12 protein-coding genes are annotated in these 12,908 nt (G+C 44.1%); 1 reads left to right on the top strand and 11 read right to left on the bottom strand.

All coding sequences use genetic code 11. From position 1 onward, the window contains the following. Positions 1-15 precede the first annotated feature (15 nt). The 9 genes from BM126_RS05840 to BM126_RS22730 all read right to left on the bottom strand — a co-directional run bounded on the left by BM126_RS05840 (position 16) and on the right by BM126_RS22730 (position 11,210). Complete coding sequence (locus BM126_RS05840) at positions 16-3,756, bottom strand: S8 family serine peptidase (protein ID WP_090988962.1); 3,741 nt, start codon at positions 3,754-3,756, stop codon at positions 16-18. A 198-nt stretch (positions 3,757-3,954) separates the two neighbouring features. Next, positions 3,955-4,863 carry an ABC transporter permease gene (locus BM126_RS05835; RefSeq protein ID WP_090988639.1) on the bottom strand — a complete coding sequence of 303 codons (909 nt, stop codon included), beginning with the start codon at positions 4,861-4,863 and terminating at the stop codon, positions 3,955-3,957. Between the two features lie 11 nt (positions 4,864-4,874). Next, positions 4,875-5,879: an ABC transporter permease gene (locus tag BM126_RS05830; protein WP_090988638.1), complete on the bottom strand. Its 1,005-nt coding sequence runs from the start codon at positions 5,877-5,879 to the stop codon at positions 4,875-4,877. Positions 5,880-6,286: 407 nt separating this feature from the next. Continuing rightward, positions 6,287-7,873 carry an ABC transporter substrate-binding protein gene (locus BM126_RS05825; RefSeq protein ID WP_090988637.1) on the bottom strand — a complete coding sequence of 529 codons (1,587 nt, stop codon included), beginning with the start codon at positions 7,871-7,873 and terminating at the stop codon, positions 6,287-6,289. Between the two features lie 51 nt (positions 7,874-7,924). Continuing rightward, positions 7,925-8,893 carry an ABC transporter ATP-binding protein gene (locus tag BM126_RS05820; RefSeq protein WP_090988636.1) on the bottom strand — a complete coding sequence of 323 codons (969 nt, stop codon included), beginning with the start codon at positions 8,891-8,893 and terminating at the stop codon, positions 7,925-7,927. Continuing rightward, on the bottom strand, positions 8,874-9,878 hold the full coding sequence (locus BM126_RS05815; protein ID WP_090988635.1) for an ABC transporter ATP-binding protein: 1,005 nt from the start codon (positions 9,876-9,878) through the stop codon (positions 8,874-8,876). The genes BM126_RS05820 and BM126_RS05815 overlap by 20 nt, the downstream gene beginning before the upstream one ends. 380 nt (positions 9,879-10,258) lie before the next feature. Further along, complete coding sequence (locus BM126_RS05810; protein ID WP_090988634.1) at positions 10,259-10,627, bottom strand: hypothetical protein; 369 nt, start codon at positions 10,625-10,627, stop codon at positions 10,259-10,261. 24 nt (positions 10,628-10,651) lie between these two features. Then, complete coding sequence (locus BM126_RS05805; protein ID WP_090988961.1) at positions 10,652-11,014, bottom strand: single-stranded DNA-binding protein; 363 nt, start codon at positions 11,012-11,014, stop codon at positions 10,652-10,654. 61 nt (positions 11,015-11,075) lie between these two features. Next, entirely contained in the window at positions 11,076-11,210 is a 135-nt protein-coding gene (locus BM126_RS22730; RefSeq protein WP_256212987.1) for a hypothetical protein, read from the bottom strand. Positions 11,211-11,293: 83 nt separating this feature from the next. On the opposite strand from BM126_RS22730, the gene BM126_RS05800 reads away from it, so the two are divergent. Further along, on the top strand, positions 11,294-11,728 hold the full coding sequence (locus BM126_RS05800; protein ID WP_090988633.1) for a YwpF family protein: 435 nt from the start codon (positions 11,294-11,296) through the stop codon (positions 11,726-11,728). 357 nt (positions 11,729-12,085) lie between these two features. Here BM126_RS05800 and fabZ read toward each other — a convergent pair whose 3' ends face one another. Both fabZ and BM126_RS05790 read right to left on the bottom strand, forming a co-directional pair. Next, entirely contained in the window at positions 12,086-12,517 is a 432-nt protein-coding gene (fabZ, locus tag BM126_RS05795; RefSeq protein WP_071352312.1) for a 3-hydroxyacyl-ACP dehydratase FabZ, read from the bottom strand. 97 nt (positions 12,518-12,614) lie between these two features. Then, complete coding sequence (locus BM126_RS05790) at positions 12,615-12,875, bottom strand: DNA-directed RNA polymerase subunit beta (protein WP_090988632.1); 261 nt, start codon at positions 12,873-12,875, stop codon at positions 12,615-12,617. Positions 12,876-12,908 lie beyond the last annotated feature (33 nt).

The following is a 12,908-nucleotide window of genomic DNA, read 5'->3' as shown; positions in this document are numbered from 1 at the left end:
AAGCTGCCTCTTTTGTTATTTTCGCTTTGTTTCTTTTGTCAGTTTGACTGTTTTTGAAGTTTTGTGTCCTGCAAGATCAGTTACTTCGAACGTGAAGGTATTTTTGCCCGCAGCAAGCGGCAATTCAAGGTTTTTGACTGTATGCTTGATGCTGCGCATTGCATAAGGCTCTTTGAATGAATGATGGTACACTTCACTGCCGTTAAGAGTTAAACGGATCTCATCAAAATTATCCTCTGCAGTCACGCTCACTTTAGGGTACTTTTCTTTTGCGCCTACTGTATTCTTCTTAGGCAAACCTGAGATTGATAGTATTGGATCTTTTCCGTCCACAAGGATTTGGCGCTTGAAGGAAATCGTGTTTCCGGCATTGTCGGTTGCTTTGGTCACAAAGAACTGAACGCCGTCCGCAAATTTCTTTGTCATTGTGAACGAATAGCGTTTCTTTTGCTGGTCATATGTCAATGGAACAGATTTTCCGTCAATGGTGAATTCCTTCAATCCTGACGGCTCTTCGATATAACCGGCAATGTTCACAGTGTTTTTATCAGAAACGCTTAACGCTTCTGGAGTTAAGATATACACAGCAGGAATCTTTGTATCTGCTGTTGTATCTTCATCAAGATTTCCTTCTGCCTCCGTTTCATTTCCTGCATAATCGACGGCAATGACCTCATACTTTTCTCCTTTGGTATCCGGAAGCTTGAATTCCTTCGCTGATGAAGATAAAGGTGTTTTTAGGATCGATTTTCCGTCAATTTCAATATCGTAATAAGCAACTCCTGATCCGCCCCCATTGTCGGATGCTGCAAGTTCCAGAACATTTCCATGCTTGGATACGGCAACACTTGGTGCAGCAGTGTCAACTTTTACAGGGATTTTGAAGGTCTGCCATGCAGCATTTTTATAATTGATGACCGCTTTAATCTGGTAATAATACTGGCCATCCCCTGCAACACGGTTATTCACTTTTCCATCCCATTTGCGTACAGGATCCAGTGTATAAGCTGTGCCTTTACCGCTGTCATAATAGTCTTTTGTGACGTTCTCTTCGGTCCGCAGTACTTTTAGTACTTTGCCTGAAGAATCTGTAATGCTGTACTCTACTTTTGAAGCATTTCTCAAGAACGAAGTAACCGGGATGATATCATCCTGGAGGCCGTCGCTGTTTGGCGAGAATGCTACATTAAGAGAATTATAGGTGTCAGCAGCCGGATCATAGCCAAGATATCCAAAGTCATCTCCAGCGGTAGATACAGCGCCGGCAGTGCCATAGTACGAGCTGATGTCATATACCGTGCCGTCCAGAATTGGCGCCTTATTCCAGTCTCCTTTGAAACCTACATAGGGGACATGCAATTCAGGATTCTGATCTTTTGGATCCTTTAACGTTACATACCCTTCCACAAAATAGCCATTCGGGAAGACCTTATCAATGCTGACTGGTATTTTCTTATCATCACCGACAACCTTAGCCTTTGAAAGATCCACACTCACTGTAAATGTCACAGATTTTTTTGCAGGAACCTTGATTGACCCTGTATCTCCTCCGTTGATTTTGATCGTGGAATCAAGGATTTTCTGTGCTTCCAGTTCATTTGCTGAAGATCCCAGCTTTCCTTTTAGAGCCAAGTCAGTCTGGATATTTCCTTTTACATCGTAAGCAGCATCTTTATCGCTTACGTTTTGTGCTTTAAGCGTGAAAGAAAATTTAGATCCGACTTCTTTAAGTGCAACTTTAGCTTCATTTTTAGCAGCATCTGTTACGATGACCGGTGTGCTTAGCGCAGAATGAAGCTGCATGACGCCTGCACCCTGGCGGCGTGGAGAGTAAGGAATCCCCCACTGCTGTTCTGTATTGACAGTTCCTTTATCAATCAAAGGCTGTGAAGTATTCATTAAGATGTTCTTAGCCATGTACACACGGTCAAGACCCTTTAATTTGAAATCTTTATTAACTCTTTCTAGAACGAGTGCAGATCCTCCTGAAACATGTGGCGCCGCCATGGAAGTACCGCTCATCATTCCATACGTATTATTATTTAATGTTGAATAAATCTGTCCTCCTGGAGCAGTGATTTCCGGTTTCAGCTCCAGATTTGGCGATAATCCCCATGAAGAGAACGTGCTCATTTTTCCCGCTTCAGGGTTTGCTGTTTTGATTTTCCCGCCAGTGAAGCTGATAGATACTGGCTTGCCTGAGCTGAGCGCATTTTGAAGCTTGTCACCGTCTGATTTCAGCATAAATAGCTGAGGAATGACGATGCTTGGATCTGTGGCCATGGAGATGAAGCCATCTGCGTTATTATAAATGATAACGCCTGCCGCTCCAGCTTCCTGGGCGTTTACTGTTTTTTCAACAAAACTTATCGTGCCGCGTTTGATCAGGGCAAATTTCCCCTTAACATCAACCTTCGCAAGCTCGTCCTTGCTTCCTTGGCCAGCGTATACAAGATCATAGGATTTCTGCTGAAGATTTTTAGGGTGTACATTTCCTGCTGACATGTAAGGGAAGTCCCCTTTTTCGCCGCCTGTATCATAGGCCACATCATCAAGATCAAGGAAATTATTTTCTACTGAAGCGACCTGAAGGGAATCATACGCTACCCCAGGTGAACCTGAAACACCGATATCCGGATTGGATGCCAATGGATTGCTTGAAAACCCGTCGCCGAAGTGTCCGGAGTTGCCTGCTGAAATGGACATTAAAATACCATTTTGCACGGCACGTGATACAGCTTGCTGTTCTGGTTCATCAGGAGCAACAAAACCAGCTGTCGATCCTAAACTCATGTTCAATACATCCGCACCAAGGACAATTGCATCGTCAATGGCTTTTACATAAATATCTGCATAAGTTGATGGCATATTCGGGTCATTTCCGAATACCTTAAGTGCAAGAAGCTGGGTTTCAGGAGCAATCCCCTTGATTCCTCCATTTGATTCATCACCATTTGCACCTACTGTACCGGCCACATGCATGCCGTGCATGGTTGCATCAGGACCTAAATCAAGAATCTGGTCATTTTCATCGGCATAGTTATAGCCGTAAGGAACCTTACTTGTATAAAATTTTCCCGGAAGATTATGAGCGGCCTTTAAGGCATTAACCTTATCCTGAGTCAAGGCAGGCTTTGTATCTTTGCTCAATACCATATCGCGGTGGGAAGTGTCGATTCCAGTATCAATGATTCCGACTACCATTCCCTGGCCTTTATAGCCATAGTCGCGCCATGCTTCCTGAGCCTGGACGATTTCCTTGCTGTAAAGCATATCAGGCTTTTCTGCAGGGCGTTTGTATTCATTAACTATATGTACAGCGCCTACTTCTGGTATCGCTTCAAGCTTTTTAATATCGCCAAAAGGGACTGTTGTGCTGAAGCCGTTGACAACCGTTGTAAAATTCTCAAGTTCTTTGATGTTTACATCCTTTTTTTTGGCCTCTGCTTTTACCTTTTTATGTCCGGCTAGCTTTTCTGCCTTCAATTCTTTTTTCTTTTTGCTCGGCAGATCTTTAAAGCGCGTATGCTTTTTTTGGGCATAAACGATTGAAGGGGCTTCCTTCATTTCTACTAAAATACGGACTTTATCACTGGCTTTATATTTCTTTTCCAGCTTTGCCTTTTTCAAAGAGGCTGAATCCTTATTGTTTGATCCTGTCTGGGACACGCTGTTCTGTTTTTGAATCGGTGCCGCCGAGACGGCTGCCGTGAATGATAGCAGGAAGATACATAGAATGGCAAAGCTTCTTTTCATTAACAAAATGTCTTTCCCCCTTATAATAATTCAAAATTTTCTTACTAAAATAAACACAACATACCTAATATTGTTATTTTAAGGTAAATTAGTCTTTGATGCACTATAATATTACCAGTCTATTTGGCCTATTTTTACTATTTTAAAATTATAAAACCCAATCTGCTAAACACAGAATGGGTTTTATAGATGCTTTATTTACTTCTTCATCCGCGGATCCAGTGCATCACGCAGGCCATCACCCATCAGGTTAAAGCCCAGAACGGTCAGCATGATGGACAGCCCTGGAAAGATAACCGTCCACGGGGCTTCGATGATGAAGTCCTTGGAATCTGCCAGCATCTTGCCCCATTCCGGAGCAGGTGCCTGGGCTCCCATTCCAAGGAATCCAAGAGCGGCCGCTTCAATAATGGCTGTGGCAATAGCCAATGTGCCCTGGACAATTATCGGTGCTAAGCTATTTGGCAGGATATGATGGAGTAAAATCCGGCCATCTTTCATCCCGATAGCTTTGGCAGCCGTGATATATTCCTCTTCCTTCACAGATAGCACCCTTGAGCGCAAAAGCCTCCCGAAAGTAGGCACATTGATAATGGCAATGGCAATTAAAGCATTTCTAAGCGACGGCCCCAGTACAGACACAACCGCAATCGCTAGAAGGATACTCGGAAAGGCAAGCAGGATATCAAAGAACCTGGAGATGATGGTGTCGATCCACTTTCCGTAATAGCCTGCAATGATGCCCAAGAAGGATCCTGCCACAACGGAGCCTGCGACAGATAAGAACCCAACGCCAAGAGACAGGCGCGCTCCAAAAATAATTCTGCTTAAGATGTCCCGCCCGAATTCATCGGTTCCGAACCAATGCGCTGCCGATGGGGACAGATGCTTATCGGACAGATGCTGCTTATCAAAAGGATGCGGCGCAATTACATTTGCAAAGATTGCAAGCAAGATAAAAAATATAACAATGCCTAAGCCAATAACGGCTGCCTTATTTTTCTTAAAGCTCTTCCACCCTTCCTTCCAGGGGGAAACAGCCAGTTCTTCTGCCGCCTGCGACGGCGACGGCATAAGCGGAGGCGTGCTGTTAACCAATTCTGCCATATGTATTCCTCCTATTTATACTTGATTCTCGGATCAATTGCTGCATACAGCAGATCAACAATCAAGTTGATCATGACAAATATAAAAGCGATCACAAGTATCCCAGATTGAATAACCGGATAATCCCTAGAGCCAATGGCATCATAAATGTAGTTCCCAATGCCCGGCCAGCCGAATATCGTTTCTGTTAAAATTGCCCCTCCAAGTAGGAGCCCTGTCTGAAGCCCGATTACGGTAACAACAGGAATCAAGGCATTTTTCAAGGAGTGCTTATACACCACCCAAAACATCTTCATTCCCTTCGCACGCGCTGTCCGGATAAAGTCAGACCTCATTACTTCAAGCATGGAAGACCGCGTCATTCTTGCGATGATAGCCATCGGAATTGTCGCAAGTGCCGCTCCAGGAAGAATCAAATGCTTGATCACTTCAATAAACTGATCGAATCTGCCATCCAGCAGTGAATCAATCAAATACAGATTGGTAATGGCCGCCACCGGATCCCTTATGTTGTCGCGCCCTGTTGTCGGCAGCAAGTCCCAATGAATCGCGATTACATACTGTTCCATTAAACCAAGCCAGAAAATCGGCATCGAGACGCCTACAAGCGCAATGATCATCGCTAAATAATCGAACCAGGAATTCTGGAACCAGGCAGAAATGATTCCTGCATTCACGCCAATAACAACGGCAATCAGCATAGCCACAAGAGCAAGTTCAAGAGTAGCGGCCAAATATGGCCAGATCTCATGGGCAATTGGCTCCTTGGTCCTGATCGAAACCCCAAGATCACCCTTCAATAACCCTCCCAGATAGCCAAAAAACTGAGTATGCCACGGCTTATTCAAGCCAAGCTCTTCAGTCAGTGCAGCAACAGCCGTCTTCGTAGCCTGCTGCCCCAAAATAATCTGGGCCGGATTCCCCGGAATCGCCCGGATCATCATAAAAACAATTAACGTCATCCCTAACAAAACCGGCACAAGCGCCCCTAAACGCCGAATAGCATAAGAAAACATAACATCACCTCTCTAATGAAAAGCGGAAGCGCCTTGACCGGCTCCCGAAGCAAATAGGCACTTGACCGCAGAAGGCGCTCTTTGCCTTCTCGGGCAAGGGATCTTTTGCACAGGGAGCCAGGCGCTGCAGCTAGACACCATTCTTGTTGGTTTGCAAAACTTGTCCCACACACGTCCTGGTCAGCTTGCGAAGCAGAAAGGGATTGAACCAAAAGGCGTTTTTTGCCTTATGGGGCAATCATCTTCTGCACAGTAAGCTGGACGCTGGAGTTAGACACCGTTACTTTTTGTATAAGCCTGCATTTTTTCCGAAAGGATTTCTGTAATCACTTATTCTCCTAGGCTTTCAGTCTGCGAAACAAAAGGGAAGCATGCAGGATCCATACTTCCCTTTTGTACGGCTGAAATTATTTCATAGAAGTATCGATAAAGGATTGTGTTCCTGTTGGATGCGGAACAAAGCCTTTGATTGTGCTGCTTCCTGCAAGCTGTGGCTTAGAGTGTACAAGCGGTACCCATGGTGCGTCCTCGTGGATAATTTCTTGTGCTTTTTTGTAAAGCTCACTGCGTTTTGCTTCATTGGCAGTAGACTGTGCTTCTAGTAATAATTTATGAACATCGTTATTTGAATAGCGTGCATAGTTATTGGATCCGATAGTGTCCTTATCAAGCAATGTGTAAAGGAAGTTATCGGCATCCCCGTTATCGCCTGTCCAGCCCATCATGAATACTGGAGCTTCGCCAGCTTGAAGTTTTTCAAGATATGTTGCCCACTCAAACGTCACAATCTTAGCATCAATATTTACTTGTTTTAAGCTTGCTTGAATGGCTTCTGCCACCTTTTGTCCATTAGGCATATACGGACGAGGCACCGGCATTGCCCAAAGATCCATTTTGAAGCCTTTTTCATATCCTGCTTTTTTCAGTAATTCTTTAGCTTTTTCTACGTTATATTCATAATCCTGGATATCATCATCATATCCGCCTACAGAAGGCGGCATTGGGTTTTTCGCTGGTTCAGCCGTTCCTTCATAGAAGTTTTTGATAATATCTTCTTTATTGATTAAGTGGCTGATCGCCTGGCGCACTTCTTTTTTATCAAAAGGCGCTTTTTGGTTGTTAAATCCGATATAGCCCACATTCATGGAAGGGCGTTCGAACAATTGCAATTTGCTGTTAGACTTAACCTTGCTCATGTCGCTTGGATTCAAGCCATCCATCAAGTCGAGTTCGCCTTTAACAAGGGAATTCAATCGTGCAGAGTTGTCTTTGATGACCTTGAATTTCACGCCGCCAAGCTTAGGAAGGCCTTTTTGCCAGTATTTATCGTTTTTAGTAACTTCGATTGTATCGCCTGGTTTCCATGACACAAATTTAAATGGTCCTGTTCCTACAGGATGCTTCCCGAAATCAGCTTTCGCAAAAGCTGTAGGGCTTGCGATAGCAAATGGGCTCATTGCCAGGTTTTTAAGGAATGGAGCCTGAGGCCTGTTCAATGTAAATTGAACAGTTTTCGCGTCGACTGCCTTAACCTCTTTGATTACATGGCCCTTATCTCCTTCAAATCCTCCAAACATGGAAGGATAGTAGGCAAACTTTGCAGGGTCTTTGCTTTGTGCCCAGCGCTGGAAGTTTTTAACGACAGCGTCTGCATTGAAATCTGTTCCATCCTGGAATTTGATGCCTTCACGCAGATGGAAGGTATAGGTTAATGCATCCGGTGAGATGTCCCACTTTTGAGCAAGGCCCGGTTCAATATTCGTATTATCTTTTCCATAGTTCACAAGGGTTTCAAAGATCTGGTGTGTGACGATGAAGGATTCCCCGTCTGTTACAACGGCAGGGTCAAGGGAAACTGCATCTCCTCCCTTGCCGTAAATCATTACATCTCCGCCTTTTGCACTGGAATTGCCCTTTTTCGAAGATGAACAGCCGGATAATGCCATCGATAAGGCAAGTACACTAATTAAAAATAGCCAATATGCTTTTTTCATGCGTTTTCCCCCAATTATCTAATTTATATGCCTTTATATATCTACGCTTTGTCATTGATATAAATGACATGCAGCGTAATGGCCTGTTTCAATTTCCTGCATGACCGGTTTGGCCGTTGAACATACCTCCATTGCATTAGGGCATCTGGTATGGAACGGGCAGCCTTTTGGCGGGTTAGACGGGCTTGGCACATCACCCTGCAGCAGGACTCTCTCCTTCTTGTAATCCACATCAGGAATCGGCACGGCAGAAAGCAGGGCCTGTGTATACGGGTGAAGCGGATTCCGGTACAGCATTTCGCTGTCAGCCAGTTCCACAATATGCCCAAGGTACATGACACCGACACGGTCGCTGATGTGCCTTACGACTCCGAGGTCATGCGCAATGAATAGGTATGTTAAATCAAATTCCTTCTGAAGATCCTGAAGAAGGTTCAGCACCTGTGACTGAATGGATACATCGAGTGCAGAGACCGGTTCATCGGCAATGATCAGCTTCGGGTTTACGGCAAGTGCCCTTGCAATTCCTATCCGCTGGCGCTGCCCTCCGCTGAATTGGTGCGGATAGCGCTTGGCATGGTAGCTGCTTAAGCCCACAATTTCAAGCAGTTCCTTTACCCGGCGTTTTCGTTCCTTCTTATCCGCTGTTCCATGGACAATTAAAGGCTCCTCCAGAATTTTTTCCACGGTGTGCCGTGGATTGAGCGAGGCGAACGGATCCTGGAAAACCATCTGCATTTCCCGCCTCATTTTCCTCATTTCTCCTTGTGAGAGGGTGGTAATGTCTTTTCCTTCAAAGTAAATTTTTCCCTCACTCGGTTCGAGAAGCCTGAGCAGCATCCGGCCCGTTGTTGACTTGCCGCACCCGCTTTCACCTACCAGCCCGAGCGTTTCTCCTTTTTTTATGAAAAAGGATACCCCGTCGACAGCTTTCACTTCGCCGACATTCTTCCCGAGCAGCCCGCCTTTGATCGGAAAATGCTTTTTCAGGTTTTCTACCTTAACTAATGGCTGTGACATGGATTTTATCTCCTTTCCCGTCTTCATGAAGCCAGCATCTGACCTGCTGCCCATTTTCAAAGGCATGAAGCGGCGGAGTCTCACTCAGGCATCTGTCCATGGCGTGTGCACACCTTGGGGCGAACTGGCAGCCAAGCGGGGCACCTCCAGGTTTAGGAACATTTCCAGGTATAGAGTAAAGCCTATCCTTTTTCTCTCTCATATCTGGCACAGATTCTATCAGGCCAATCGTATACGGATGCTTTGGACTTTTAAAAATAGACCTGACATCCCCTTCTTCCACAATTCGCCCTGCATACATAACAGCTACACGCTGGCAGATTTCTGCTACAACACCCAAATCATGAGTGATCATCATTATGGCCGTGTCTGTTTCTCTATTCAGCTTTTTCATCAGTTCCAGAATTTGCGCCTGAATGGTCACATCCAGGGCCGTTGTCGGCTCGTCCGCTATCAGAAGTTCAGGTTCGCAGATCATGGCCATCGCAATCATGACACGCTGCCTCATGCCTCCTGAAAGCTGGTGAGGATACTCATTCAGCAGTTCCTCCGCCCGTCCAAGGCCAACAAGCTTCAGCATGTCAGCTGCACGTTCCCTTGCCTTTTGCTTATTCCACCTTCTATGTATCCGGAGCGACTCTGTTAATTGCTCCCCAATGGTAAATACAGGATTTAAACTTGTCATCGGCTCCTGAAAGATCATGGCAATTTCATTTCCGCGTATTTTTCTCATTTTTGCTTCCGACGCATCTGCCAGGTTATTGCCTTTAAAAAGAATTTCCCCTTCTACCTTCCCTGCGGACGGATCAACCAGTCCCATTATGGAAAGTGAGGTTACACTTTTTCCGCATCCTGATTCGCCTACAATCCCTAAGACCTCTCCCGGGTTAATATGAAAGTCGATTGAATTTACCACCGGAATTTCGCCGTCATCTGTTATAAAGCTTGTTTTCAAGCCTTTTACTTCCACAATCGGATTGACCATAAATCACCCTCCCTTATCTGGATGTTGTAAAACTAGATAAATAGTCTCATTGAATTATGCCATTTTTCTAAATATTTGACAATAACTATTTTTTGAATATTTTATTTTTACAGATAACTGGGCATACTCATAATTTCACAAGCAAGTAACTCCGCTGCATAATCTGCTGTCATTTGGACTTCACACATTAGTCTGCAGGTTTGCATAATGTGCTTTGCTGGACGAAAAAAAGGGCTGCGGGGAGCAGCCACTGTGCAAGGAGTCTATTTTGTATTTTATAGGGGAAACATGCGCAGAATTTTGGGGGTTTTGCGGAGTAATCATTCTTTGGGCCGAAGAAGGATTATATCAGTCATTTTTGGATAATGGAGGGGCAAAGACTAAAGAAGTGTGTGCTGTGAGCGGAAGTGCAGCGATCCTCCTTCCATGAAGAATGATTGTTTTCTTCTGATTGTTTGAGGAATGGCTGCCTGTTCAAGCTCAGAAAGCCTTTGGATAAGTGATTCATTTTGGGCGCGTAAAGCTTTCGATTCGCTTTCTACCCGGGCAAGTATAATTTCCAGCTGAACCATTTGATATTCGCTGTTGGAAACCTTCACATGCGTCTTGGCAATATATCGGATCAGGTCGCCGATAAGCTGATCTGTCCTCTCTGTCTTTTGTTGAAAATTCAGCCGGTCGAGAGCCGGGAACTCCCCTTTTTCATCTTCAAATAATCTGCAGCTTTCCTGACGTTCATTTTCTCCCATTATCTTCACCTCTACTTAGTTTAATTAAAACTTGATTGCTTCATATTCCTGCTTTGGATTCTCAGCTTGCTTAGTACCGACAAAACGCACGGTTTCTGCTACAACATCTGTAACGTAGACTTTTTTTCCATCCTGATTTTCATAGCTGCGCGTTTGGATTCTCCCGACGATTCCGACTATAGAACCTTTCCGGCAATACTGGACCGTGTTTTCTGCTGTTTTTTTCCATAGCGTACATTGTACAAAATCTGCTGTATATTCACCATCTCCATTCCGGAAATTCCGGTTCACGGCAAGCGTTACATTAGAAACAGCTGTACCTTCGGGCGTATATCTCAGCTCGGGATCACGGGTCAGCCTTCCTACCAGCGTAACTTGATTAATCAATAAATCAGCTCCTTTCTGTCTGAGTGCCTTTATCATACTGAATTCAAAGACCTCCGTAAAATCAGCAAAAGAACCCTGCAAAACCCTTTTGCTGCTGCATTCCTGTATTTTTTCCTGAAGAAAAAGGGCGATTTAGTTGAGGGTTTGGATATAAAACTTGATTTTGATCATTTTCAAACTTTTTTTCGTGTTCCATTTTTCTCTAAATCTTTTGCTTTTAATACTGAATAGTAATCGGGTATGCTAGAGAAAGATGGACAAGAGAAAGGGAGGGAATGTATGAAAACGTTTAAATTAATTTCTTTGCAGATAGCGGATGAAAAACAGGAATTAATTGAAGCAGAGCTTACGGATGGGCTGATCATCAATAAAGAAGATGACCAGAGCACATGGCTGCTGGAGGCTTTGATTGAGAACGAACAATTCAAAAAAATCAAGGACGCTCTCCCGCCAGTGAACGGAGAGGTGAACATCCAGGCTGTCATTACCAAAAAAGAAAACGATCCGGCTTCCTTTAAAACCATTCTGCGGATCATCAAAGATTTAGAAGGCCATAAAAGCATCATGTTTGAAGGCCATCTGCAGCGATCCCGAAGCAAGTATGCCGAATTGCTTCTTGAAGATCTGATCCAGCAAGGAATGACCGGAGAAGCACTTGTGGAACAATTCAAAGAGAAAATCCGCTCCCGTCCAAAACTGACTGCTAACAAATAACCGTAAAAGCGTCCCTGCAAAAAAGCTGATTCTGCAAGAGCAGAATCAGCTTTTATAAATTTACGGCGCCTGTATTTCCCTTTAAGAAAAAAAATGGCCGGACACATGTGCCCGGCCTCCATAGGGAGAAAATAAAGATTGGTTTACCAAACCAAAAAATTCAAATGAATTAATGAACAAAAATCCTATGCAATGCTGCATAGAATACTGCTTCCACTTATATCATTGCACATTTTCACATAAAATAAACCTTCTCTAAGAAAAACAGGCCTATATCACCAAATCTTCTTCTGAATTCACGTGAATATACGAAAGAAGATGTGCGCATATAGACACACATCCGGATTGTTTATGTATTTATTTTTTATCTCCAAAGGCAAACATGATTTCTGCTTCACAGGCAATTTCACCATCCACAGTGGCAACTGCTTTGCCTTTGCCGACTGACCCTCTAAGCCTTGTCAGTTCAACTTCCAGTCTTAATTGATCACCGGGCTTTACCTGCCTTTTGAAACGGCAGCTGTCAATCCCCGCAAAAAATCCAAGACGGCCTCTATATTCTTCTTGAATTAAAACTGCTACAGATCCCACCTGTGCCAGAGCCTCTACAATCAAAACGCCAGGCATTACCGGATATTCAGGAAAGTGGCCGTTAAAAAATTCTTCATTTGCCGTAACGTTCTTGATGCCTACCGCTCTTTTTCCATTTTCGATTTCAACGATTTTATCAATAAGCAGGAAAGGATATCGGTGCGGAATAATTTCTTTAATTTGTGTAATATCTAACAAAGCATTCACTCCTTCATAAGGTTTCCTTTACTAGGATAACACGAATATAAGGAAACATTCTAGCGCACAAGCAGGCAAAAGAAAATCCCGGACTGCTTTAGCCGGGATTTGTATCTTTATTTACGATGTCTGTAATATGTGTCCATGTTGATTTGTGGAAAACATCCATTGCACTGCCGCCGCCTATTACACTATAGCCGACAATGGCTCCAGAAATGGTGCATACCGCTATTAGACCAGCCACAATAAGGAGCCTCAGCCAGATCGGCAAAAGCCTAATGCGGATCCTTTTATTCTTGTTTTTTTCTTTACCGGCCTTTTGTTTATATTCTTCTCTGGTTAAGTTATTCTCTGGCATACTAATGACTGAAAGCTCCTTTTAGCCCGACAT

Source organism: Bacillus sp. OV322 (genome assembly GCF_900112495.1).
Taxonomy (GTDB): domain Bacteria; phylum Bacillota; class Bacilli; order Bacillales; family DSM-1321; genus Peribacillus.
Note: the sequence above shows the minus strand (reverse complement) of the source record. Positions and strands in the feature narration are given on the sequence as shown.

Bases quoted from the DNA above. Each gene is read 5' to 3' on its own strand.
- BM126_RS05840 (WP_090988962.1), bottom strand. From the start codon at position 3,756: ATGAAAAGAAGCTTTGCCATTCTATGTATCTTCCTGCTATCATTCACG.
- BM126_RS05835 (WP_090988639.1), bottom strand. From the start codon at position 4,863: ATGGCAGAATTGGTTAACAGCACGCCTCCGCTTATGCCGTCGCCGTCG.
- BM126_RS05830 (WP_090988638.1), bottom strand. From the start codon at position 5,879: ATGTTTTCTTATGCTATTCGGCGTTTAGGGGCGCTTGTGCCGGTTTTG.
- BM126_RS05825 (WP_090988637.1), bottom strand. From the start codon at position 7,873: ATGAAAAAAGCATATTGGCTATTTTTAATTAGTGTACTTGCCTTATCG.
- BM126_RS05820 (WP_090988636.1), bottom strand. From the start codon at position 8,893: ATGTCACAGCCATTAGTTAAGGTAGAAAACCTGAAAAAGCATTTTCCG.
- BM126_RS05815 (WP_090988635.1), bottom strand. From the start codon at position 9,878: ATGGTCAATCCGATTGTGGAAGTAAAAGGCTTGAAAACAAGCTTTATA.
- BM126_RS05810 (WP_090988634.1), bottom strand. From the start codon at position 10,627: ATGGGAGAAAATGAACGTCAGGAAAGCTGCAGATTATTTGAAGATGAA.
- BM126_RS22730 (WP_256212987.1), bottom strand. From the start codon at position 11,210: ATGGAACACGAAAAAAAGTTTGAAAATGATCAAAATCAAGTTTTATAT.
- BM126_RS05800 (WP_090988633.1), top strand. From the start codon at position 11,294: ATGAAAACGTTTAAATTAATTTCTTTGCAGATAGCGGATGAAAAACAG.
- BM126_RS05790 (WP_090988632.1), bottom strand. From the start codon at position 12,875: ATGCCAGAGAATAACTTAACCAGAGAAGAATATAAACAAAAGGCCGGT.